This window comes from Delftia tsuruhatensis NBRC 16741 (genome assembly GCF_001571325.1).
GTDB classification, from domain to species: Bacteria; Pseudomonadota; Gammaproteobacteria; order Burkholderiales; family Burkholderiaceae_C; genus Comamonas; species Comamonas tsuruhatensis.
This window is the reverse complement of sequence record NZ_BCTO01000003.1, coordinates 1-21,888: the sequence shown is the minus strand read 5'-3', so window position 1 is coordinate 21,888 and position 21,888 is coordinate 1. Positions and strand designations below refer to the sequence as shown.

Annotated in this window: 20 protein-coding genes; 12 read left to right on the top strand and 8 right to left on the bottom strand. The window is 69.4% G+C overall.

From position 1 onward, the window contains the following. Window positions 1–40 precede the first annotated feature (40 nt). The 3 genes from DTS01S_RS00140 (at window position 41) to DTS01S_RS00130 (ending at window position 3,346) form a co-directional block, all read left to right on the top strand. Window positions 41–1,210, top strand: coding sequence for a M20 family metallopeptidase (locus tag DTS01S_RS00140; protein ID WP_016451791.1), 1,170 nt, complete (start codon window positions 41–43; stop codon window positions 1,208–1,210). Window positions 1,211–1,224: 14 nt separating this feature from the next. Then, window positions 1,225–2,241, top strand: a complete 1,017-nt coding sequence (locus tag DTS01S_RS00135) for a Bug family tripartite tricarboxylate transporter substrate binding protein (RefSeq protein WP_016450281.1) — start codon at window positions 1,225–1,227, stop codon at window positions 2,239–2,241. Between the two features lie 76 nt (window positions 2,242–2,317). Continuing rightward, complete coding sequence (locus DTS01S_RS00130) at window positions 2,318–3,346, top strand: Bug family tripartite tricarboxylate transporter substrate binding protein (protein WP_017405821.1); 1,029 nt, start codon at window positions 2,318–2,320, stop codon at window positions 3,344–3,346. 4 nt (window positions 3,347–3,350) lie between these two features. Here the strand turns inward: DTS01S_RS00130 and DTS01S_RS00125 are convergent, their stop codons facing one another. Genes DTS01S_RS00125 through DTS01S_RS00095 form a run of 7 tightly spaced genes read right to left on the bottom strand, consistent with a single transcriptional unit; the run spans window position 3,351 to window position 12,615 of the window. Further along, window positions 3,351–4,340 (bottom strand): Bug family tripartite tricarboxylate transporter substrate binding protein, encoded by a 990-nt coding sequence (locus DTS01S_RS00125; protein ID WP_026062498.1) that lies wholly within the window; start codon window positions 4,338–4,340, stop codon window positions 3,351–3,353. 51 nt (window positions 4,341–4,391) lie between these two features. Beyond that, window positions 4,392–5,645: an alkyl sulfatase dimerization domain-containing protein gene (locus DTS01S_RS00120; protein ID WP_017405819.1), complete on the bottom strand. Its 1,254-nt coding sequence runs from the start codon at window positions 5,643–5,645 to the stop codon at window positions 4,392–4,394. After that, window positions 5,642–6,985 (bottom strand): DUF1254 domain-containing protein, encoded by a 1,344-nt coding sequence (locus tag DTS01S_RS00115; protein ID WP_017405818.1) that lies wholly within the window; start codon window positions 6,983–6,985, stop codon window positions 5,642–5,644. Before DTS01S_RS00115 ends, DTS01S_RS00120 begins: the two co-directional genes overlap by 4 nt. Before the next feature lie 8 nt (window positions 6,986–6,993). Next, window positions 6,994–8,379, bottom strand: a complete 1,386-nt coding sequence (locus DTS01S_RS00110) for a DUF1254 domain-containing protein (RefSeq protein ID WP_017405817.1) — start codon at window positions 8,377–8,379, stop codon at window positions 6,994–6,996. A gap of 25 nt (window positions 8,380–8,404) precedes the next feature. Further along, entirely contained in the window at window positions 8,405–9,427 is a 1,023-nt protein-coding gene (locus tag DTS01S_RS00105) for a Bug family tripartite tricarboxylate transporter substrate binding protein (protein WP_061287122.1), read from the bottom strand. Then, a complete protein-coding gene (locus tag DTS01S_RS00100; RefSeq protein WP_017405815.1) occupies window positions 9,424–11,541 on the bottom strand; it encodes an acetate--CoA ligase family protein in 2,118 nt (705 codons plus the stop codon). The genes DTS01S_RS00105 and DTS01S_RS00100 overlap by 4 nt, the downstream gene beginning before the upstream one ends. Window positions 11,542–11,550: 9 nt before the next feature. Beyond that, window positions 11,551–12,615 (bottom strand): porin, encoded by a 1,065-nt coding sequence (locus DTS01S_RS00095; protein ID WP_017405814.1) that lies wholly within the window; start codon window positions 12,613–12,615, stop codon window positions 11,551–11,553. Window positions 12,616–12,768: 153 nt separating this feature from the next. Between DTS01S_RS00095 and DTS01S_RS00090 the strand changes: the two genes are divergently transcribed. The 8 genes from DTS01S_RS00090 (at window position 12,769) to DTS01S_RS00055 (ending at window position 18,532) form a co-directional block, all read left to right on the top strand. Next, the gene (locus tag DTS01S_RS00090) at window positions 12,769–13,506 is read left to right on the top strand and encodes a Crp/Fnr family transcriptional regulator (protein ID WP_016451782.1); all 738 of its coding nucleotides are present in this window, start codon (window positions 12,769–12,771) and stop codon (window positions 13,504–13,506) included. A 6-nt stretch (window positions 13,507–13,512) separates the two neighbouring features. Next, a complete protein-coding gene (gene pyrC / locus DTS01S_RS00085) occupies window positions 13,513–14,553 on the top strand; it encodes a dihydroorotase (protein WP_016450291.1) in 1,041 nt (346 codons plus the stop codon). Window positions 14,554–14,586: 33 nt separating this feature from the next. Further along, window positions 14,587–15,441, top strand: coding sequence for an NYN domain-containing protein (locus tag DTS01S_RS00080; protein ID WP_017405813.1), 855 nt, complete (start codon window positions 14,587–14,589; stop codon window positions 15,439–15,441). Continuing rightward, window positions 15,438–16,247 carry a DUF3025 domain-containing protein gene (locus DTS01S_RS00075; RefSeq protein ID WP_016451780.1) on the top strand — a complete coding sequence of 270 codons (810 nt, stop codon included), beginning with the start codon at window positions 15,438–15,440 and terminating at the stop codon, window positions 16,245–16,247. Before DTS01S_RS00080 ends, DTS01S_RS00075 begins: the two co-directional genes overlap by 4 nt. Window positions 16,248–16,329: 82 nt before the next feature. Then, complete coding sequence (gene htpX, locus DTS01S_RS00070) at window positions 16,330–17,208, top strand: protease HtpX (RefSeq protein ID WP_013804154.1); 879 nt, start codon at window positions 16,330–16,332, stop codon at window positions 17,206–17,208. 153 nt (window positions 17,209–17,361) lie between these two features. Further along, window positions 17,362–17,619: a type II toxin-antitoxin system Phd/YefM family antitoxin gene (locus tag DTS01S_RS00065; protein WP_016450294.1), complete on the top strand. Its 258-nt coding sequence runs from the start codon at window positions 17,362–17,364 to the stop codon at window positions 17,617–17,619. Then, complete coding sequence (locus tag DTS01S_RS00060) at window positions 17,619–18,044, top strand: type II toxin-antitoxin system VapC family toxin (RefSeq protein ID WP_017405811.1); 426 nt, start codon at window positions 17,619–17,621, stop codon at window positions 18,042–18,044. Before DTS01S_RS00065 ends, DTS01S_RS00060 begins: the two co-directional genes overlap by 1 nt. Window positions 18,045–18,172: 128 nt before the next feature. Continuing rightward, window positions 18,173–18,532, top strand: a complete 360-nt coding sequence (locus tag DTS01S_RS00055) for a YXWGXW repeat-containing protein (RefSeq protein ID WP_061287121.1) — start codon at window positions 18,173–18,175, stop codon at window positions 18,530–18,532. A 1-nt stretch (window position 18,533) separates the two neighbouring features. On the opposite strand, the gene DTS01S_RS00050 is transcribed toward DTS01S_RS00055, so the two are convergent. After that, window positions 18,534–19,445, bottom strand: coding sequence for a LysR family transcriptional regulator (locus tag DTS01S_RS00050; protein ID WP_017405809.1), 912 nt, complete (start codon window positions 19,443–19,445; stop codon window positions 18,534–18,536). Between the two features lie 278 nt (window positions 19,446–19,723). Here DTS01S_RS00050 and DTS01S_RS00045 point away from each other — a divergent pair, with 278 nt between their 5' ends. Then, window positions 19,724–21,853: a 3-hydroxyacyl-CoA dehydrogenase NAD-binding domain-containing protein gene (locus DTS01S_RS00045; RefSeq protein ID WP_026062616.1), complete on the top strand. Its 2,130-nt coding sequence runs from the start codon at window positions 19,724–19,726 to the stop codon at window positions 21,851–21,853. Window positions 21,854–21,888 lie beyond the last annotated feature (35 nt).

Genomic DNA, 21,888 nt, shown 5'->3' with positions numbered 1-21,888 from the left:
GGGTCGCGTGCAACACTGCATGCACTCTGGAGATTCCACCATGCACGATACCCTCGAACAAAGCCGCGTGCAGCAGCGCGCGAGACTGCTGGACTGGCTGGGCGGCCAGCAGCAGGCCATGCAAGATCTGTTGCACAGGATTGTCGATATCGACAGCGGCAGCCGCGATGAAGCCGGCATCCTGGCCGTGGCCCAGGCCCTGCGCGAGCGGCTGGAGGCGGCCGGCGTGGCCGTGCGCTTCGAGGACGTTCCCGGCTACGGCGTGCTGCTGCATGCCGACGTGCCCGGGCCCGGCGAGGGCGCGCCCATCTATCTGATGGGCCACATGGACACGGTCTTTCCGGCCGGCACCGTGGCGCGCCGCCCCTTCCGCGTGGAAGAAGGCCGGGCCTACGGTCCCGGCGTGGCCGACATGAAGTCGGGCCTGGTGCTCAACGTCTTCGTGGCCGAGGCCTTTGCGCGCTGCGGCGGCCTGGGCGCGCCGCTCAAGCTGTTCTTCTCGTGCGACGAGGAGATCGGCTCGCCCGCCACGCGCCAGACCATCATGGATACGGTGCGCGGTGCGCGCGCCGTCTTCAACGCCGAGCCGGGCCGCGTCAGCGGCAACCTGGTGACCAGCCGCAAGGGATCGATGGCCGTGGAGTTCGAGGTGCAGGGCGTGGCCGCCCACGCCGGCATCAACCACGCGGCCGGCGCCAGCGCGCTGGAAGCCATGGCGCGCAAGCTGCTGGCCCTGCATGCGCTGACCGATCCCGCCACGGGCACGACCACCAATGTGGGCGTGCTGCAGGGCGGCATCGTGCCGAACATGGTGGCGCCCCATGCCAAGGCCGAGCTCGATGTGCGCTACACGGCCCAGACCGATCCCGATGCGCTGATGGAGCGCATCCGCGCCATCGTGGAGGAAGAATCCGTGCCCCGCACCCAGGGCCGCGTCACCGCCGTGCGCCGCACCCTGCCCATGGCGCCCACGCCCGATGCGCTGCTGCAGCTGTACCGTCGCGGCGCGCAGTCGCTGGGCTTCGACGTGCAGGGCGAGTTCACGGGCGGCGCGGCCGACAGCGGCCTCACGGCCTCGGTGGGCGTGCCCACGCTGTGCGCCACCGGCCCCGTGGGCGGCCATCCCCATACCGAGCGCGAGTACTGCGAGCTGGCCACCTTCGTGCCGCGCGCCCAGGCCGTGGCCCTCGCCATCTTCGACCATCCTTGACTCCGCTGATACCCATGAAAAACCTGTCCGTGAATGCATCCTTCCCCACCCGCCGCAAGCTGCTGGGCGCAGGCCTTGGCCTGGCGGGCCTGTCCGCGCTGGCGCCGCTGGCCGCACGCGCCGATGACAAGTACCCCTCGCGCCCGATCACGCTGGTCGTGCCGTTTCCGCCCGGCGGCTCGGTGGACATCATGGGCCGCCAGTACGCCGAGCCCCTGTCGCGCATCCTGGGCGTGCCCATCGTGGTGGAGAACCGTCCCGGCGCGGGCGGCTCGGTCGCCACGCAGTACGTGTCGCGCGCCAAGCCGGACGGCTACACCCTGGTCGTGTCCTCGCAAAGCAGCCACCTGGCCAATCCGCTGACCCAGCCCAAGATCGGCTACGACCCCATCAAGGACTTCGAGAACATCGCCATCCTGGGCCGCCAGCCCAATGCGCTGATGGTGCATTCCAGCCTGCCCGTGAAGAACTTCCAGGAGTTCATCGAGTACGTGAAAAAGCGCCCCGGCCAGGTCAACTACGGCAGCGCCGGCATCGGCAGCATGGGCCAGCTCAACGTGGAAATGCTCAAGGCCGCCACGGGCATCTTCGCCACCCACATTCCCTACCGCGGCGGCTCGCCGCTGGTCACGGCGGCCATCGGCAACGAGGTGCAGTTCATCCTCGACAACCTGGTCTTCATGCTGCCCCATGTGCAGTCGGGCAAGGTGCGCGCCCTGGTCGTGGCCTCGGAGCAGCGCCTGCCCATGCTGCCCGACGTGCCCACCATGGCCGAGGTCGGCTATCCCCAGCTCAACATGAGCTCCTGGACCGGCATCGCGGCGCCTGCGGGCACGCCCGACGCCATCGTGCAGACGCTGCACAAGGCCGTGCGCCAGGCCGCCACCGCGCCTGCCATGGTGGCCAGCCTCAAGGAGCGCGGCGTGGTCGCGCCCGAGGAGATGAGCCCTGCCGCGTTCGAGAAGATGATGGCCGAGCGCCTGAAGCTCTTCGGCGAGGTGGTGCGCAAGGCCCATATCGTGGCCGAGTAAGCAGGGCACGCCCAGGGCGCCCCCAGGGCGCCCCGGATGGCCGGACGCAGCCGACGTATTTCCATAAGGAGGAGACATGAGCATGACCCCTATCGCCCGCCAGGCTGCCAGCCACCCTTCCCGCCGCCGTGTGCTTGGCGCGGGGCTGGGCCTGGGGATGCTGGCGCCGCTTGCGGCGCTGGCCGCCGAAGGCAAGGCCGCTGGCTACCCCTCGCGCCAGATCAGCTTCATCGTGCCGTTCCCTCCGGGCGGTTCGGTGGATGCCATGGCACGCCAGTACGCCGAGCCCATGGCACGCATCCTGGGCGTGCCCATCGTCGTGGAGAACCGGCCCGGCGCGGGCGGCTCGGTGGCCGCGCTGGCCGTGGCGCGCGCCAAGCCGGACGGCTACACCCTGGTCGTGTCCTCGCAGAGCAGCCACCTGGCCAATCCTCTGACCCAGCCCAAGGTGGGCTACGACCCCATCAAGGATTTCGAGAACATCGCCATCCTGGGCCGCCTGCCCAATGTGCTGGTCGTGCCCGCGAGCCTGCCCATCCGCAGCTTTGCGGAGTTCATCGCCTATGCCAAAAAGCACCCTGGCCAGCTCAACTACGGCAGCGGCGGCACGGGCAGCATGGGCCAGCTCAACATGGAGATGTTCAAGGCCGATGCGGGCCTGGACATCACCCATGTTCCCTACCGGGGCGGCACGCTGCTGGTCACCTCGGTGCTGGCGGGCGAGGTGCAGGTGTTCCTGGACAACCTCATCTCCATGCTGCCCCACATCCAGGCAGGCAAGGTGCGCGCCCTGGCCGTGGCCTCCGAGCAGCGCGTGGCGCAGCTGCCCGATGTGCCCACGCTGGCCGAGGTGGGCTATCCGCAGCTGAACATGAGCTCATGGACCGGCCTGGCCGCGCCGGCCGGCACGCCCGCGCCCGTGGTGCATGCCCTCTTCAAGGCCGTGCGCCAGGCCGCCACGGCGCCGGCCATGGTGTCCAGCCTGCAGGACCGGGGCGTGACCCCGCCCGAGGAAATGAGCCCCGCCGCCTTCGAGGCCATGATGTCCGACCGCCTCAAGCGCTTTGGCGAGGTGGTGCGCAGGACGGGCATCGTCGCCGAGTGAGCTGCTAGTCCAACTGCACACCCACCTCGCGCACCAGCCGCCCCCAGTCCGCCAGGTCCTGGCGCAGCGTGTCGGCGAATTGCGCGGGCGTGGTCCGGGGCAGGTCGGTCAGGTTGAGCTCGCCCAGCTTTTTGGCCGTGGCCGGGTCCTGCAGCAACTGGTTGATGGCGGCGTTGAGCTTGTCCACGATGGGCTGCGGCGTTTTGGCGGGCGCGAAGACGCCGTACCAGGAATAGTTGTGGAACGGGTAGCCCGCCTCGGTCAGGCTGGGCAGGTCCGGCTGGCTGGGAATGCGCTTGTCGCCGCTGTGCGCGATGGCGCGCACGCGGCCCGCACGCACCAGCTCCACGGTGGACGAGGTGTCCGCAAACGCCGCTTGCACCTGCCCGCCCAGCAGGCCCTGCACACAGGGGCTGCTGCCCTTGTAGGGCACATGCTGCATCTGCAGGCCGGCCTGCTTGAGCAGGAATTCCATGGTCAGGTGCCCGCCCGAGCCCTGGCCCCAGGAACAGTAGCTGAGCTGGCCGGGCCGTGCGCTTGCATAGGCCACGAACTCCTTGAGCGAATGCACGGGCAGATCGCGCGAGACCAGCAGCAGATTGCCGGCGCGCCCTATCTGCGCAATGGGCGTGAAGTCCTTCACCGGGTCATAGGGCACCTTGCGGTAGAGGCTGGGGTTCACGGCCATGGACGCCGTGTAGGTGAACAGCAGCCGGTAGCCGTCCGGCGCGCCGCGCGCGGCCTGCTCCACGCCGACCAGGCCGTTGGCGCCGGGCCGGTTGTCCACCACGAAGGGCTGCCTGAGCAGCCTGGTCAGGCCTTCGGCAAACACCCGCGCGATGGTGTCCGTGCCGCCGGCGGCGGCCGTAGGCACGATCAGCGTGACGGGGCGGGCGGGGTAGTTGCCGGCATCCTGCGCCGGCTGGGCGTGGCCCGTGCAGGCCATGGCCAGCAGCAGTGCCAGGGCCATGCCGTGCTTCTTCATCGTCTTCATGCACTTGTCTCCTTGTGTCGCCTTGAGTCGCCTTGCCTGTGCGCGGCCCCGTCAGCGCAGCCCCAGGCGCGCCTGCCGGCCCTGCTCGATCATGTCGGCCCCCACGCGGTAGAGGTTGCGCGAGACATAGCTGTCCACCTCGCGCGCACGCTCGCGCAGCCAGGCGGCCTTGAGGCTGCGGGCCTGGCCGATCTCGGGCGCGTCGCCGGCCGCGGTGGCCAGCACGTCGATCACATGCAGGGCCAGCTGCCACTGGCCCGCGTCCGCCAGCGCCTGGGCGCTGGCCACCAGGCCGGGCTTGTCGGTGATGGCATCGGCGATGGCGGCGCCTGCGGCCTCGGGCGGGGCCGGGTGCAGCGTGGTCGGGTTGCGGTCCCACCAGCCGTTTTCCGAACGGTAGATGTCGCGCACGATGTAGCTGGGGTCGCCATAGGTGGGCTTCATCCACTCCACGCCGAACAGCTCCTGCGGATAGTCCATGGCCGCGAGCACCTGCTGCTCGTTCAGGCCCTCGTTCATCAGGCGCACGACTTCGGCGCGCAGCCAGCGCAGCGCCTGTGCGGTGTGCAGCAGCACCTGCTGCACGGCCTGCTCGCCCTCGATCACGGGACCGAACTCGCGCACGGCCTTGAGCGGGCGCAGCGCGGCCATGGCCTGCAGCGTGTCGGCCCAGCGCACGGTGTCGCGCAGCGTGCGAAAGGGCGTGCCGATGTTGGGGATGGAGTCCAGCAGCGCCGCGCCGCCGTACAGCACGCGCTGGCCGGGGCTCCACAGCGCGATGGCGTCGTCGGTCTCGGACGGCGCCCAGAACAGCTCGATGCGGCTGTCCCCGCTGCCTATCTCCAGCCGCGTGTCGAAGGTTTCGGTGGGCTCGTGCATGTCCAGCCGGTGCTCGAAAAAGCCCGCGCTGCGGTTGAACTGGATCTCGGCCATGCGGTGCTGCAGCGCCCGGGTCTCGCGGTAGCGTGCCTGGCGGCGCGGCAGGTTGCGGTGCGCGATGAGGCGCGGCACAGGCTCTCCGCGCGCGGCCGCATGCTCCAGCCAGGCGGGCACGCCCGCGTTGTAGCCGATGTGGCCGTGGCTGTAGCACAGCGCATGCACGGGCGCGTCGCTGAGCTGGCGCAGGCTGGCGATCATGTCCTGGCTGACCTTGCCGCCGGGGCCGGCGTCGATCACCACCAGGCCCGCGTCGGTCTCGGCCACGAAGGACTGGCCCTGGCCGCGCAGTATGTGCAGGCCCTGCGCCACGGTTTCGCTGCCGGTGCCCACCAGCAAGAAGGGCTTGTCGTCGTCTCTGGCGTTCATGGGGTCTCCGGGTCTGGTTCGATGGGGGGCAGGGCGTAGCGGCCGTCCAGCAGTTCGGGCCGTGGCATGTAGGCGCGCAGGCACAGGTAAAAGCCTTCGCGCGGCGCGGGCAGCCAGTTGGCGCGGTGGTCTTCGCTGGCCGGCGGCGCGTGGCTGATGTGGATAGTCAACCCGCCATCGCCATCGCCATCGCCATCGCCATCAGCGTCGGGGCGCAGGCCCGGCGTGCGGTCGCCGATGGCATGGCGGTCGATGGGGTTGTCCACCAGCATGCAGTCGTGGGCGCCGTAGAGGGTCAGGGACCAGAAGGCCTGCACGGGCGGCAGCGCGCCTGGGGCAAAGCGCAGCCGGTAGCGGCGGCTGCCGTGCAGGGGCTGGCCCCGGGCGTCATGCCAGGCCAGCGGGTAGATGGCCTCGCGGCTTTCCAGCATGCCGATGTACTTGAGTGCAATTTCGGCGCGGGCCTGGAAGTCGTCGCCAAAACCGCCTTCGACCAGGGCGGGGAGTTCCCAGCCCGAGTCCAGGCGCCGGCCCGTGCTGGCCGCGCGCAGCCGGGGCAGCACGCTGTCCAGTGCGCGCTGCAGTGCGGCTTGCTGTTGCGCATCGGGTGCGCCCAGCCCGGCGCCCAGGCCCACGGCCGCAAAGCGCGCGACCCGTGCGGCATGCCCCGCCAGCGGCGGGTTGTCGCGCAAGGCGGCATTCACCTGGGCTGCATAGTGCTCGGCATTTGGCGGGGCCTGGGGATCGCAGTCCGGGTCGAAGGCGCGGGCCTGCGAGGGAGTGCCCGCCTGCCAGTCGGCCAGCGGGCGCACCGCAAAGCCGTCCTGCAGCGCGTGCACGGCGGGCAGGTCGTGCTCGCCATCGACCAGGATGCGGCCTATCACCCACAGCCAGGGCGTGGGCGCGGCAATGTGTGCGCCGGGCGCATCGAACGGTGGCGGCAGCGCCCCCTGCCAGCCCGGCGGCGTGACCAGGAAGGAGCGCGCAGCCGTGCCCGTCAGGCGCTGGCCCAGGTGGGCGAAGGGGTTGGTGAAGAAGTCCAGCAGGCCCAGCACGTAGTAGCGGCCCGCCGTGTCGGGCACCTCGATCACCAGCGGCCCGGCGCCCAGGTCCAGCCAGGCGTTGGTGTAGAGCGTGTCGTTGTTGGGCGTGACCACGCGGCTGGTGCCGGCGCGCAGCAGCTGGCGCGCATGCACGAACTGGTTGCACCAGCGCAGCGGTGCGGGCGCAGCCTCGCCGGCCGCATTGCGCCGGGGCGAGGTGGCCGCGCGCATGCGGCGCATCTCGTACAGCGGGCAGGTGTGGATGACGGCCTCCTCGGCCAGGGTGCTCAGGTCCATGGCGTGTCTCATGCGGCCACGGGCTGCAGGGGCGGAACAGGCCATTGGTGCGCGCCTGCCTGCGGGTGGTACATGCGCAGGATGAGGTAGAAGCGCCCGTGCGGCGTGGGCAGCCAGTTGGCGGCGCCCTGTGCCGGCCGGGCATGGCCCAGGTCGATCTGCAGGCTGCCGTCGGCCTCGCGCAGCAATCCCGGCGTGCGGTCGCCGATGGAGTGGCGGCCGATCTCGTTGCCGTAGAGAAAGCGGTCGGCGTCGTACAGCGTGACGGACCAGAAGGCGTCGGCCGGCGGCATGTCGGCGGCATTGAAGCGCAGCACATAGCGCTGGCTGCCGTCCAGCGGCTGCAGGCCTGCGTCGTGGTGGGCGGCCGCGTAGATGGCCTCGCTGGTGGCCAGCGCGCCCAGGCCCAGGTAGGCGGTGCGTGCGCGGCCCAGGTACTCGCTGCCGTAGCGGCCGGTGGACGGCGTCATGGTCCAGGGCCGGGGACGGCGGTTGCGCCCCATGGCGGCCACGGTGCGCACGCCGTCGGCAAAGCCCTCGGTCAGGCCTTCGCGCACGGGCTCCTCCAGCTGCTCCCACGCCATGTGGGCGCTGGCCACCAGGCCGGCCTGGCCGAACCAGGCCAGCAGCCCCTGGTCCTCCTTGCGTCCGGGCGCCTCGGCCAGCGCATGGCAGAGGTTGGTGAAAAAGCGCGGCGCAACCTCGGCCGCAGGCTCCTGGTTCTCGAAGGCGGCCGCCATGGCGTCCACGGGCGGGCCGACCCAGTTCGCGACGGCGGCCGGGCGGCCTCCTTTCGGCACGCCCGGCGCGGGATCCAGCCGGATGTCGGCCTGCAGTGCGCGGGCTGCAGGCCAGTCGGGCGCATCGCCCACCACGGTGCGGCCGATGAGCCAGACCAGGTTGCTGGGGCAGTGCACCAGACGGTGGCCGGCCAGGTGTTCCGGCACCTGGCCGCCCGGCCCGACCAGGACCACGGTCTCGCCTTCGGGCGCGCAGTTGCGCGGTCCCAGGTTCTCGAAATTCTCGGTATAGGCGTCGTACAGGGCCAGCACGAAATAGCGGCCCGGATGCGCAGCGCTGGAGGGCACGGTCAGCAGGCGCGGGCCGTCGGCCAGGTGGATCCAGGCCAGCGAGTACAGCAGGTCGTTGGCGGGCGTGACCACGTCGCGGTCCTCATGGGTGGAGGGGCGCTGGCTGTGGTGCAGCGTGTCGAAGTCGCCGCGCATGTCCAGGCCCAGGCCGGTGGCACGTGCGGCGCCGGCATCGGTCTGCAGGCGGCAGGTGCGGTAGGTCTCTATCAGCGGATAGCCGTAGACAAAGGCGGCCAGGCCGATGGAGCGCGCCAGGGCGCGGCGGACTTCGGGCAGGGAGGGAGGGGTCGGGTTCATGTCCATTGTTTTCTTCAGGGCAGGAGGGGGGTCAGTCGAGGGTCACGCCCGTGGAGCGCGCCAGGTCCAGCGCCACGGGCAAGAAGGCGGCGTAGGCGGCGCTGGCCTCGGCCGGGCTGTTGCCCTGGGCCTCCAGGCCCAGCGCCTCGACACGCTGGCGCACCTGGGGCTCGCGCATCACGGCGGCGACCTCGCGGCCCAGGCGTTCGACGATGGCGTCGGGCGTGCGCGCGGGCGCCATCAGCGAGATCGATCCCGTGATGGCATACACGGGCTCGCGGTAGCCCTGCTCGGCAAAGGTGGGCACATCGGGCAGGGCCTTGCTGCGGCGCGGTCCGGCCACGGCCAGGGCGCGCAGCTTGCCGGCGTCGATGAAGGGCTTGAGCGTGGCGGCCGAGCCCAGCGTCATCTGGATCACGCCGCTGATCAGGTCGAGGGACATGGGCCCCTCGCCCTTGTAGGCCACGTGCAGCGACTGCAGGCCGTAGGCCTTGTCCATGAAGACCTGGACCTGGTGCGGCTGCGTGCCCGCCCCCCAGGAACCCATGGCGTACTTGCCCGGCGACTGGCGCACGGCCTCGACCAGTCCCTTGAAGTCCTTGGCCGGCACGGCCGGGTTGACGGCCATCACCATGGAGGGCGAGACCACGTCCGAGACCATGCGCAGCTCGGTGCGCGGGTCGTAGGGCAGCTTCTTGTAGAGCACCAGGTTGGCCGTGATGGGCCCGGGCACGGTCAGCAGCAGGGTGTGGCCGTCGGGCGCGCTCTTGGCCACATGCTCGGTGCCGATGATGCCGCCCGCGCCGCTGCGGTTGTCCACCACCACGGGCTGGCCCAGGCGCTTGGCCAGGCCCTCGGCCAGGATGCGCGCCACGGTGTCGGTGGAGCCGCCGGCCTGGTATTGCACGACGATGCGCACGGGCCGGGCAGGATAGCCGTCCTGGGCCGGCGCGGCGCTGCAGGCCAGGGCAAGGCAGGTCAGCGCGGCGGTGCGCAGCAGGGGTGTGTTCATGGTGGCCTCCGGGCGGGAGATGGAATGGGCATTGGCTTTCATGCAGCCTCCCTGCCGATGACCAGCGCATCGACGGCCACGCAGCCGCCGTCCTCGCGCGGGCGGGCGATCAGGGGGTTGATCTCGGCGCTTTCCAGCGTGGCGCCTGCGCGCTGCGCAAAGCCGGCCAGGGCGCACAGCGTGTCGGCAATGCTGTCCAGGTCCACGCGGGGGCGGCCGCGCGCGCCGTCCAGCACGGCAAAGGCCCGCAGCTCGCGCACCATGGCCAGCGCGTCGTCGCGCGCGATGGGCAGCAGGCGCAGCGAGACATCGCGCAGGATCTCGGCATGGATGCCGCCCAGCCCGAACATCAGCACCGGGCCGAACACCGGGTCGCGGTGCACGCCGGCGATGCACTCCACGCCGCCCTGCACCATGGGGGCGGCCAGCGCGCCGTCGATGTGCGCATCGGGCCGGGCCTGGCGCGCATTGGCCAGGATGCGGTCGAAGGCGGCCTGGGCCCCGGCCGCATCCGCCAGGTTCAGTGCCACGCCGCCCACGTCGGACTTGTGGGCGATGGCATCGCTGCAGACCTTGAGGGCAATGCGTCCGCCCATCTCCTGCATGGCCTGCGCTGCCTCTGCCGCCGTGCGCACCAGCCGGTGCGGCACCACGGGCACGCCGGCCTCGGCCAGCAGGGCCATGCTGCGCTGCTCCGACAGCGTGCCCGCCGCCAGGTGCAGCGCGCTGCCTGCATCTGCCATCGCGGGCAGCGCCTGCGGTGTTTCATGCAGGCGGGCCAGCGCGCCAATGCAGCGTATGGCCGCGCCCGGGTCGGCGAACACCAGGCAGCCCAGCGCCTCCAGCGCATCGCGGCGCTCGGGCGGGCACAGCGTGCTGACGGCCAGCAGGGTATCGGGATGGTGGGTGCGCAGCGTCTGCACCAGGCTTTGCAGCACGGGCCAGAAGGCGTCGGACAGGCCGCCTGCCGCGAAGAAGCCCAGCCAGCTGTCGAACTGCCGGTCGGCCAGCATCAGGCGGGCGCTGCGCTCCAGCAGCGTCATGTCGTTGGTGACCTGGCCCGTGATGTCCACGGGGTTGCGCGGCGCGGCAAACGGCACCCATTCGCGCAACTGGCGCTGGGCCGCGTCGGACAGCGGTGCCACGTCCAGGCCGGCTGCGCTGGCGTCGTCGGCCATCATGGCGCCCACGCCGCCCGAGACCGTGAACAGTCCGATGGACCGCCCCTTGGGGGCCCGCGCGATGGAGGCACTGGCCGCCAGCGCGAAGAAGTCCGTGATGGAATGCGCGCGCAGCACGCCGTAGCGGCGGAACACCGCGTCATAGACGGCATCGTTGCCCGCCAGCGAGGCCGTGTGCGATGCGGCGGCGGCCGCGCCCAGGGCGCTGGTGCCCACCTTGCACATGACCACGGGCTTGCCGCGCTCCTGCGCCAGGGCCAGGGCCGCGCGCAGCCGGGGGCCGTCGCGGCAGCCCTCCATGTAGGCCATGATCACGTCGGTCTCGGGGTCCTGGGCCAGCCAGGCCAGGCCATCGGCCAGCTGCACATCGGCCTCGTTGCCCGTGGTGGCCCACAGCGACAGGCCCAGCCCGCGCTCGCGCGCCAGGCTGTAGGCATAGGCACCGAAGGCGCCCGACTGGCTGACCATGCCGATGCGCCCGGGCCGCACCAGCCCGCCGCCCGGCGCGGGCGAGAACGTGGCGTAGACCTGGTGGCCGGGGCGCATGAAGCCCAGGCAGTTCGGGCCGATGAGGCGTATGCCCGCCTCCTGCGCGCGCCGCGCCAGCGCCTGCTGGGCGGCCGTGCCGTCGGAGCCGGTCTCGGCATAGCCCGAGGAAAACAGCACCATGGACTGCACGCGCGCAGCGGCCGCATCCTCCAGCACGCCGGCCACCTGCGACTGCGGCACCGCGACGATGGCCAGGTCCACCGGCGCGCCGATGGCGGCCAGCCGCTCGTGCGCGGGCAGGCCCTGCACGCGGCTGGCGCGCGGGTTCACCGCATACAGCGCGCCGCCGTAGCCGAAGCGCAGCAGGTAGTCCAGCGGAATGCCGCCGATCTTGCTGGCCTGGTCCGAGGCGCCGACCACGGCGATGGAGCGCGGCGCGAACAGCGCGTCGAGCCGGGAAGTGTCGAAGCAATGGCTGTCGGTCATGTGTGTCCCTCAGAAGTTGTGGCGCACGCCCAGCGCCAGGGACCGCACGCCGTCGCCGCTGTTGGCGGCCACCGGCACGTTGGCGATGGCGGCCGAGGCATTGGCCGCGTTGCCCAGTTGCAGCCAGCGCGCGTAGAGCACGGTGCGCTTGCTCAGCGCGTAGTCGTAGCCCAGCGTCCAGGTGTTCTGGGCGCGGTCCGTGCCGCCCACCTCGCGCCGCGCCACCGAGACCAGCAGCTTGGAGCGCGCATCCACGCTCCAATCGGCGCCCAGCTGGGCCAGCCTCGCCTTGGGTGTGCCGGCGCGGTCCACGCGGTTGATGACGTAGTTGCCCGTCAGGCGCAGCCCGTCCAGGGCTTCCCAGCTGGCCGACAACGCCTGGTACTGGCTGGTGGCGGGCGCGGCCACGGGTGCGGCGGCGCTGCCTTCCACGGACTTCTGGAAGCTGTAGGCCAGGAACCAGGGCTTCTGGTTCCAGCCCAGCGTGGCGCCGTAGAGGCGGCCGTTGCTGCTGTTCGGTGAAGCCGCTTCGCCGAAGGAATAGGCCAGGTCCGCCAGCCAGGGCTGGCCTGCCGGCGTGCGGTAGCGCACCAGGTTGTTGGCCCGTGCCGCAAACGGCCGCAGGCCTGCCTGGGCATCGGTGGCCGACACCAGGTTCAGCGAGGAAAACAGCGCGTTCATGCCCAGCGGATCGGCGCGGAACAGCGCGCCGAACATGGGCGTGTACATGCGGCCCATCTCCACCGCGCCCCAGCCGCTGTTCAGCCCCACCCAGGCCTGGCGCGTGAAGGCCAGGCCCGGGCCGGGAATGGTGCCCTGGCCCGTGTCCGGCGCCACGCCGGCCTCCAGCATGAACTGGGCGCGCAGGCCGCCGCCCAGGTCTTCGCTGCCGCGAAAGCCGATGCGCGATGCCGCGCTGCCCCCGTCCTCCAGCCGGCTCAGGCGCGTGGCGCCCGACCTTGCGCTGTTGATGTGGACGTCGACGATGCCGAACATCTCCACGCTGCCCTGGGCGCACGCGGACGTGCCCAGGGCCGCCATGCCGCCGGCGGCCAGCCAATGCTTGTGCTTCACGAACTTGTCTCCTTGGTAGCGCCCCGGATGCTTTGCCCGGTGGCTTGCTTGCTACTATCCCGAGCGACAGGGGATGCACTCTGTCAAGCCATTGACAAATGGCGGTACATGGGCACCGGACTAACCCGGGGCCTTCGACATCGTGAGAGAACCATGCGCTCCAAGCCTGCTCCCGTGGCCGACCCTTCGGCGCTGATCCGCCGCGCCCTGGGCCTGTGCCGCATGCTGCGCAACTGGCCGCCCGAGGTGCTCGATGAGCTGACGGCGCTGTCCCGCCTGGGCCGCTACGAGCGCCACCAGCAGGTGCGCGCCGCCGACCCCAAGCGGCGCGAGGTGCTGGTGGTGGCTTCGGGCTGCGTGGAAGTGGGCGGCGTGGACGCCACGGGCTCGCGCTTCGTGCTGTCCATGCACAGCGCGGGCGACATCGTGGGCCTGGCGCGGCTGCTGGAGCACACGCAATTCGTCTACGACTACCACGCGCACCAGCCCACCGTGCTGGTGGAGATCCCCGGCGAGTCCTTCCTGGCCCTGCTCGATGCCCATCCGCTGCTGTGGAAGGACATCTGCCTGCTGGTGCTGGCACGCATGCACGAGCTGATCGTCGTCCAGCAGCGCCACGCCTTCAGCAACATCGACAACCGCGTGGCCGAGCTGCTGGCGCGGCTGGCCCCCACGCATGGCCAGCCCGCGCCCGACGGGCAGGGCGTGGTGCTGCGCATCTCGCAGAGCGACCTGGCCGCCATGCTGTCGGTCTCGCGCCAGACCATCAACAAGGAGCTGCGCCTGCTGGAGCAGCGCGGCCTGCTGCAGGCCGCCTATGGGCGGCTGACGCTGGTCGATCTTGCCGGCCTGGGGCGCGCGGCCGCAGCCGGCCCGGCAATGGGACAATAGCGCACCATGACCGCCTCCACCGACACCCTCACGATCACCCGTCCCGATGACTGGCACCTGCACGTGCGCGATGGCGAAGCCATGCGCAGCGTGGTGCCGCATACGGCCGCGCAGTTTGCGCGCGCCATCATCATGCCCAACCTCAAGCCGCCGGTGACCACCGCCGAGCAGGCGCTGGAGTACAAGCAGCGCATCCTCTCGGCCGTGCCCGAGGGCATGGCCTTCGAGCCGCTGATGACGCTGTACCTCACCGACAACCTGCCGCCCGAGGAAATCGTGCGCGCCAAGGCGGCCGGCGTCGTGGCCTGCAAGCTCTACCCGGCTGGCGCCACCACCAACAGCGACCACGGCGTCACCGACCTGCGCAAGATCTACCCCACTTTGGAAGCCATGCAGCGCGAAGGCCTGCTGCTGCTGGTGCACGGCGAAGTCACCAGCAGCGACATCGACCTGTTCGACCGCGAGGCCGCCTTCATCGACCAGCACCTGATCCCGCTGCGCCGCGACTTCCCCGAACTCAAGATCGTCTTCGAGCACATCACCACGCGCGAAGCCGCCCAGTACGTGACCGAGGCCGACCGCTTCGTGGGCGCCACCATCACGCCCCAGCATCTGCTGTTCAACCGCAACGCCATCTTCACGGGCGGCATCCGTCCGCACTACTACTGCCTGCCCGTGCTCAAGCGCGAGACGCACCGCCTGGCCCTGGTGGAGGCGGCCACCAGCGGCCTGCCCAAGTTCTTCCTGGGCACGGACAGCGCGCCGCACGCGGCCCATCTCAAGGAACACGCCACGGGCTGCGCGGGCTGCTACAGCGCCCATGCCGCCATCGAGATGTATGCCGAGGCCTTCGACAATGCCGGCGCGCTGGACAAGCTCGAAGCCTTCGCCAGCTTCAACGGCCCGGACTTCTACAGCCTGCCGCGCAACACCGGCAAGATCACCCTGGTGCGCGAAAGCTGGACGCCGCCGGACAGCTTCGCCTTCGGCGAGGCGCAACTGAAGCCGCTGCGCTCCGGCGAAGCCCTGCCCTGGAAGCTGGTTTAAGCTGGCGGGACTGCCACCCGCCAGAGGATTGCCATGCCTGAGCCGCAACCGCGCATCGCCCTGCTGATCGACGCCGACAACGCGCCGGCCGAGATGATCGACGAGATCCTGACCGAGCTGTCGACCTTCGGCGTCATCGACATCCGCCGCGCCTACGGCAACTGGACCAAGCATTCGCTCAGCGGCTGGCAGCGCAAGCTGCTCGATTTCGCACTGCGGCCCATGCAGCAGTTCGACTACTCCAAGCACAAGAACGCCACCGACATGGCGATGACCGTGGACGCCATGGAGCTGCTCTACACCGAGCGGCCCGACGCCTTCGGCATCGTCTCCTCCGACGCCGACTTCACCCCGCTGGTGATGCACCTGCGCTCCAAGGGCGCGGCCGTCTACGGCTTCGGCATGGCGCAGACACCCCAACCCTTCGTCAATGCCTGCTCGCGCTTCCTGTACCTGGAAGCGCTGGGCGAGGCGGCGCCCGCCAACGGCAATGGCCAGGACGCCGCGCCCCAGCCGCCCAACGGTGCCGGCAAGGAACGCGCGCCGGCCCAGGCCGAGCAGGCACCTGCCTCCTTGTCCGTTCCCGAGCCGCAGCGCCCCTGCCTGCGCGTTCCTTCGCAGGAGCTGCGCCAGGACACGCGCCTGCTGAACATGCTGCGCAGCGCCGTCAACGCCACGCAGGACGAAAGCGGCTGGGCCCATGTGGGCGCCGTGGGCGCGCAGATCGGCAACAAGGCCTCGTTCGATGCGCGCAACTACGGCTATGCCACGCTCACCAAGCTGCTGGCGGCCACGCAGGCCTTCGAGATGCGCGACGAGGGCACCTCGCGCGTGGCCGTGCGTGACAAGCGCCTGGCCAAGGCGCAGTCCAGGCCGTCCGGCAATTGACGTTTCCCATCGACTGGAATGCGCCCTGGCTGCAGGGGCTGCAAACGCAGGGCAGGGCGGCCTGCCAGCGGGTGGCGCAGGGCCGGCCGGTCTGGCAGGCCCTGCAGTCACTGGCCGACGCACAGGCGCTGCCCTGGCGCTTTGTGCCCCAGCACGACCTGCCCGAAGGCATGGCCTACGAGCAATTCATCTTCGAGACGCGCTGCATTCCCACGCGCGACAACCTGCATGACTTCTTCAACGGCCTGATCTGGCTGCGCTGGCCCGCGCTCAAGCAGCGCTGCAATGCCCTGCAGGCCGGCGCCATTGCCCAGGCGGGCGTGGGCGCGCAGCGCGGGCCGCTGCGCGATGCCGTCACCGTGCTGGACGAGAACGGCGCCCTGCTGCTGGCGCCGGCCGCGCTGTGCGAGGCGCTGCGCCACCGGCGCTGGCACCAGCTCTTCGTGGAGCAGCGCGCACTATGGCGCCAGGCCAGGCTGCTGCCCATAGGCCATGCGCTGCTGGAAAAGCTGGTGCAGCCGCGCAAGCCCATCACGGCCCATGTGCTGTGCGTGCACACGGATGGTGCAGGCGTCACGCCGGCTTCTGGCGCAGCGGATATCGACGCCTGGCTGGCCGCCAGCGCCTGGCTGGAGCCGGACACGCTGGCGGCCAAGCCTTTTGCGCCCTTGCCGGTGCTGGGCGTGCCCGGCTGGTGGCGCGAAAACGAGAACTTTTCCTTCTATGATGACTCTCTCGTGTTCCGGGCGCCCCGTTCCGTACAAGCATCACAACAAGGAATGACAACGGCGCAGGACCCGGCTTGAAAACAGCCGGTGCGGCCCTCACTTTTCAACGCTGCAGGGCCCAGATCCTTCCCCCTTTCCCCACTTTGTGGAGAACCCACTGATGAAACGCATCGCACTTTTTCTATTGACCAACGTCGCCGTCGTGGTGGTGCTGGGCATCGTCGCCAGCCTGCTGGGCGTCAACCGCTTCCTTACCTCCAATGGCCTGAACCTCGGGGCCCTGCTGGGCTTCGCCTTCATCATGGGCTTTGGCGGCGCCATCATCTCGCTGCTGATCTCCAAGCCGCTGGCCAAGTGGAGCTCGGGCGTGCACGTGATCAACGAGCCGCGCAACGCCGATGAGGCCTGGATCGTCAACACCGTGCGCGGCTTCGCCGACCGTGCTGGCATCGGCATGCCCGAAGTCGGCATCTACGAGGGCGAGCCCAATGCCTTCGCCACCGGCGCCTTCAAGAACTCGGCCCTGGTGGCCGTGTCCACGGGCCTGCTGGAAGGCATGACGCGCGAAGAGGTGGAGGCCGTGATCGGCCACGAGGTCGCCCACATCGCCAATGGCGACATGGTGACCATGACCCTGATCCAGGGCGTGATGAACACCTTCGTGGTCTTCCTGTCGCGCGTCATCGGCTATGCCGTGGACAGCTTCCTGCGCAAGAACGACGAAAGCAGCTCGGGCCCCGGCATCGGCTACTACGTGACCACCATCGTGCTGGACATCGTGCTGGGCTTCCTGGCCGCCATCATCGTGGCCTGGTTCTCGCGCCAGCGCGAATTCCGCGCCGACGCGGGTGCCGCCCAGCTCATGGGCCGCAAGCAGCCCATGATGAACGCCCTGGCCCGCCTGGGCGGCATGCACCCCGGCGAGCTGCCCAAGAGCGTGGCCGCCATGGGCATTGCCGGTGGCATCGGCAAGCTGTTCTCGACCCACCCGCCGATCGAAGAGCGCATTGCCGCGCTGCAAAACGCGCAGAACCTCTGATTCAGGATCAGGTTCGACACGCTGGAGCCTGTCCAGTGGGGCCCGGTCATTGACTGGGCTCCGCTTCCCGAAGCCCCATCAGAAATGCTTGTCCGGTACTCCATTTTTGCGAATGTAGTAACGTACAAGCATTTTCTTTGACGGAGGTGCGTCATGCAGATTTCGACCTTCAGCAGCCGTGAATTCAACCAGCATGTTTCCGCTGCCAAGAAAGCGGCCAGTGGTGATGACGTGGTCTACATCCTGGACCGGGGGCAACCTGCCCACGTGCTGATGAGCATTGAGAAATTCCGTGAACTGTCGGGGCAGACCCGGAACATTCTTCAATTGCTGGCCATGCCCGAGGCCGCCGATATCGATTTCGACATTGAGCGCGCGAAGGATTTGCCGCGCGCCGTGGACCTGTCCTGATGTATCTGGTGGACTCCAACGTCGTTTCCGAACTGCGCAAGGCATCGTCGGGCCGCGCGAACGATGGCGTTGTGGCCTGGGCGCAATCGGTCGCGGCCGAGTCCCTTTTCATCAGCGCGATCACGCTGATGGAGCTGGAGAAAGGCTTGCAGTTGAAAGCCCGGCAAGACCCGATTGCCGGGCAGGTGCTGCGCCGCTGGCTGGTGGAGCGCGTGTTCACGGCCTTTCAGGGGCGTGTACTGCCAGTGGATGCGATGGTGGCCATGGAAAACGCGGCCTACCACGTGCCTGCGCCGCGGCCGCTGGCCGACAGCCTGATCGCGGCCACGGCGAAGGTGCATGGCTTGTGCGTGGTCACCCGCAACATCAAGGACTTCGAGCCGTTCCAAGTTCATGGAGTGCGCGTCTTGAACCCTTGGATGTAGGGCCCGTCTCAACCCCACGTACAGCCAGACTTGATCTTTACCCAGGCTTCACAAGCCCCTGTCAACAACCGACAGGGGCTTTTTCGTTGTATCTGCATGGCCGTACTAAGCGCGGCCAGGAGTGCATCGTGAAGCCTGTATTCATTCAAACGCCGGGCCGTCGCCTGGTTCCGGCCCTGGTCCTGGCTGCCGCCGCGGTGGCGTTGACCGGCTGCGTGGTGGCGCCTGCCTATCCCGTAGGTCCTTCGGGCGAGGTGGTCTATGCGCCCATGGCGCCGCCGCCGGTGCAGACCGAGGTCATTCCGGTCGCTCCCTCGCCGGTCCATGTCTGGATCGGCGGCTCCTGGGGCTGGGGTGGCGGCCGTTATGCCTGGCGTCCTGGTTATTGGGCGGCGCCGCCGCATCCCGGCTATGCCTGGCGCCCGCACCGCTGGGACCATGGGGCGCGCGGCTGGTACCAGCGTCCCGGCGGCTGGTATCGCCGCTGAGTCAGGTGGCGGCGGCGTCGGCGCTGCCACCCTGGCCGGCCTTGGCCAGCAGGAAGTCGATGCAGGTGCGCACGGCCCGCGTCTGGTGGCGGTCGGGCAGGTACAGCAGGTACATGTGGGTGCCGAAGATGCTCAGGCGGTACTCCTGCAGGGTCAGTACCACCTCGCCGCTGGCCACCTTGTCCTGCACCACGTAGTCGGGCACCAGGCCCACGCCCAGGCCCGCCAGAATGCCCTGGCGCAGGAAGGGGAAGTGCTCGGAGATCATGGTCGGCGCCAGCAGCACCTCCTGGCGGTCCGTTCCCTGGTAGGCCGACAGGCGCAGCTGGCGGCCCATCACGCCGGCCGTGATCAGCGGGCTGTTGCGCAGCTCGTACAGCGTGCTGGGCAGGCCGTGCTGCTGCGCATACTCGCGTGAGGCGCAGGCCACGTAGTGCACATTGCCCAGGCTGCGCGCAATCACCGACAGCGGCGGCTCCTGGATCACGCGGATGGCGATGTCCACCTCGTCGCGCAAATGGTCGGCCCGGTTCTCGAACAGCACATCCAGCACGATGGCCGGATACAGCCGCTTGAACTCGATCAGCCAGTCGCTCATCACGATCTGTCCATAGCCGCTGGGCACGCTCAGCCCCACGCGCCCTGCCATCCCCTGGCCCAGCGACGTGATCGTCTCGCGCGCCGACATCATCTCGTTCTGGATCGCGCGGCCATGCTCGTACATCCGCATCCCCACCTCGGTCGGCTCCACGCGCCGCGTGGTGCGCCGCACCAGCTGCACCCCCACCGATTTTTCGAGCTGCGTCAGGTGATAGCTCACATTGGCCCGCGTCATCTTCAGCTTGCGCGCCGCCTGGCTCAGATTGCCGCTATCGATGATTTCCACCAGCAGGGTCAGCGAGTTCAGATCCATTCAGTTCACCAAGCAAAACAGCGAGATCGAGCGCAAGAGCAGAGGGCATAAAACTGGCGCAACCCAAAGCGAGGGACACCGAGGAAGGGCCGCCCCGCACCGAGGGTGTCGTCCCCCTCCCCCGCGAAGCGGGTAGAGAGGGGGAAGCGGCGTAAGCCGCTCAGGGGGTTGTCAAATACGTTTTTACAGTCTGTCAATCATTCATGGGATTGTAAAGAACCATTGTCGTGGCAAGAATGGATGTTTTGAGTGGAAAACCCAAGTTCGGAGACATGCAGATGAGCGAACAAGCCCAGGCTTCCGTGGTCCAGACCCGCCTTGACGGCGCCGTGCTGGTGGTCAGCATCAACAACCCCCCCGTGAATGCCCTGGGCCAGGCCGTGCGCGCCGGCCTGCTGGCCGCCGTGGAGAAGGCCGAATCGGATGCCGCCGTCAAGGCCGTGCTCATCGTGGGTGAGGGCAAGGCCTTTATCGCCGGAGCAGACATCCGCGAATTCGGCAAGCCCGCCATGCCGCCCTCGCTGCCCGAGGTGCTCAATCGTCTCGAAGCCTCCGACAAGATCGTGGTCGCCGCCATCCATGGCCCGGCCCTGGGCGGCGGCCTGGAAGTGGCCATGTCGGCCCACTACCGCCTGGCTTTGCCGGCTGCCAAGCTCGGCCTGCCCGAAGTCAACCTGGGCCTGCTGCCCGGCGCTGGCGGCACGCAGCGCGCACCGCGCCTGATGGGCGTGAAGGCGGCCGCCGACCTCATGCTCAGCGGCAAGCACCTGTCGGCCAAGGCCGCGCTGGCCGCCGGCCTGGTGGACAAGCTGGTGGACGGCACGGATGCCACGGCCGCAGGCCTGGCATACACCAACGAACTGCTGGCAACCAATACCGCGCCGCGCCGCACGCGTGACATTGAAATCGCCGACAAGGCTGCTGCCCTGGCCGAACTCGACGCACTGGCCGCCGACACCGCCAAGAAGAGCCGCGGCCTGTTCTCGCCGCTGAAGATCGTGGAATGCGTGCGCGCCGCCGTGGAGCTGCCCTTCGACGAAGGCATCGCCAAGGAGCGTGCCCTGTTCGTGGAATGCCTGAACAGCCCGCAGCGCGCCGGCCTGATCCACGCCTTCTTCGCCGAGCGCGAAACCGCCAAGATTCCCGAAGCCAAGGCCGCTGCGCCGCGCCACTTTGCCAAGATCGCCGTCATCGGCGGCGGCACCATGGGCGCCGGCATCACGGTGTCCGCGCTGGACGCGGGCCTCACGGTGACCATGATCGAGCGCGACGCCGAGTCCATCGCGCGCGGCCAGGCCAATGTGGAGAAGGTCTACAACGGCCTGATCGCCAAGGGCCGCATGACCGAGGAGGCCAAGGCCGCCGTCATGGCGCGCTACACGCCCAGCACCTCCTATGACGACATCAAGGATGTGGACCTGGTGATCGAGGCCGTGTTCGAGGACCTCGAAGTCAAGAAGGCCGTGTTCAAGGAACTGGACCGCGTCTGCAAGCCCGGCGCCGTGCTGGCCACCAACACCTCATACCTGGACATCGACGCCATTGCCGCCGCCACCTCGCGCCCGCAGGACGTGATCGGCCTGCACTTCTTCAGCCCCGCCAACATCATGAAGCTGCTGGAGATCGTGGTGCCCGCCAAGGTGGCGCCCGACGTGGTGACCACGGCCTTCGAGCTGGCCAAGCGCATGAAGAAGGTGCCCGTGCGCGCCGGCGTCTGCGACGGCTTCATCGGCAACCGCATCCTGGCCGTCTACAAGCAGGCTGCCGACTACATCATGGAAGACGGCGCCAGCCCCTACGAGATCGACGAGGCCGTGCGCGGCTTCGGCTACCCGATGGGCCCGTTCCAGGTCACCGACCTGGCCGGCGGCGACATCGGCTGGGCCACGCGCAAGCGGCGGCGCGCGGCGGCACTGGAATCGGGCGATCCCAAGGCCCGCTACGTCGAAGTGGCCGACCGCGTCTGCGAGCGCGGCTGGTTCGGCCAGAAGACGGGCCGTGGCTTCTACCTCTACCCGCAGGGCGCACGCGTCGGCCAGCCCGACCCCGAAGTGCTGGCCATCGTCGATGCCGAGCGCGCCAAGAAGGGCGTGACGCCGCGCCAATTCACCCCTGAGGAAATCATGCGCCGCTACATGGCCGCCATGGTCAACGAAGGCGCCAAGGTGGTGGAGGAGGGCATTGCCCTGCGCCCGCTGGATGTGGACGTGACCTTCCTGTCCGGCTACGGCTTCCCGCGCTTTCGTGGCGGCCCCATGAAGTGGGCCGACATGCAAGGTCTGGACAAGGTGCTGGCCGACATCCGCGAATTCGCCAAGGAAGACGCGCTGTTCTGGAAGCCCGCTCCCCTGCTCGAAAAGCTCGTGGCAGAAGGCCGCGATTTCGAAAGCCTGAACAAGGCAGCGTAACTGATCACCCCCTGAGCCGCTGCGCGGCTTCCCCC